The 1,592-nt window shown below is 75.1% G+C and carries 1 protein-coding gene; it reads left to right on the top strand.

The features are described from left to right. Positions 1–1,592: beta-ketoacyl synthase N-terminal-like domain-containing protein (locus ACFV7Q_RS38840; protein WP_385435669.1), on the top strand; the 1,592-nt coding region annotated here is incomplete at both ends.

Below are 1,592 nucleotides of genomic sequence, written 5' to 3'. Positions count from 1 at the left end.
GTCGTCCACACCGCGGGCGTCCTCGACGACGGCATCCTCGAAGCGCTCACTCCCGAGCGGATCGACCACGTCCTGCCCGCCAAGGTCGACGCCGCCGTCCACCTGCACGAGCTGACCCGCGACCTCGACCTCGCCGCGTTCGTGCTGTTCTCCGCCGCCGCCGGCACCCTCGGTGCGGCCGGCCAGGCCAACTACGCCGCCGCCAACACCTTCCTCGACGCCCTCGCCCAACGGCGCCGCGCCGAAGGCCTGCCCGCCACCGCCCTCGCCTGGGGCCTGTGGGCCGAACGCAGCGGCATGACCGGCGACCTCGCCGACACCGACCTGGAGCGGATCTCCCGCGCCGGCGTCACCGCACTCTCCTCCGCCGAGGGCCTCGCCCTCCTGGACACCGCCCGCGAGACCGGCGACCCCACCGCCGTCCCCCTGCACCTCGACCTGGCCGCACTCCGCCAGGCCGACGCGAGCACGGTCCCGCCGCTGCTGCGCGGGCTCGTCCGGCCCGCCGCGCGCCGCACCGCCGCCGATCGGGGTGCCGTCCCCGCCGAAGGCTTCGCCGAGCGGCTGCTGCCGCTGACCGCCGCCGAACGCGACCGGCTGCTCCTGGCCACCGTCCGTGTCCAGGTCGCCGCCGTGCTCGGCTTCCCCGGCCCCGACGCCGTCGACCCCGGCCGTGCCTTCAAGGAACTCGGCTTCGACTCGCTCACCGCCGTCGAACTGCGCAACCGCCTCGGCTCGGCCACCGGCGTCCGGCTGCCCGCCACCCTCGTCTTCGACTACCCCACCCCGAACGCCCTCGCCGCGTTCCTGCGCACCGAACTCCTCGGCGACCGGGCCGCCCCCGCTCCCGCCGGCACCACCCCCGCCGTCGCGGCCGTCGCCGACGAGCCCATCGCCATCGTCGCCCTGGCCTGCCGCTACCCCGGCGGCGTCACCACGCCCGAGGAACTGTGGCGGCTCGTCGCCGGCTCCGTCGACGCGATCTCCCCGTTCCCCACCGACCGCGGCTGGAACCTGGACGCGCTGTACGACTCCGACCCCGGCCGCGCCGGGACCTCGTACACCCGCGAGGGCGGATTCCTGCACGACGCCGCCGACTTCGACCCGGACGTCTTCGGCATCAACCCGCGCGAGGCCCTCGCCATGGACCCGCACCAGCGGCTCCTGCTGGAGACCTCCTGGGAGGCCTTCGAACGCGCCGGCATCGACCCGGCCGCGATGCGCGGCAGCCGCACCGGTGTTTTCGCCGGCGTCATGTACCACGACTACCTGACGCGACTGCCTGCCGTCCCTGAGGGCCTGGAGGGCTACCTCGGCACCGGTACCGCCGGCAGCGTCGCCTCCGGCCGCATCGCCTACACCTTCGGCCTCGAAGGCCCCGCCGTCACCATCGACACGGCCTGCTCCTCCTCGCTCGTCGCCCTGCACCTGGCCGCGCAGGCCCTGCGCAGCGGCGAGTGCGACATGGCGCTGGCCGGCGGCGTCACCGTGATGTCCACCCCGGACACCTTCATCGACTTCAGCCGCCAGCGCGGCCTGTCCGGTGACGGCCGCTGCAAGTCCTTCTCCGCCGACGCCGACGGCACCGGCTG

Source organism: Streptomyces sp. NPDC059851 (genome assembly GCF_042732005.1).
In the GTDB taxonomy this organism is placed as follows: domain Bacteria; phylum Actinomycetota; class Actinomycetes; order Streptomycetales; family Streptomycetaceae; genus Streptomyces.
This window is presented reverse-complemented; position numbering and strand designations above follow the sequence as displayed.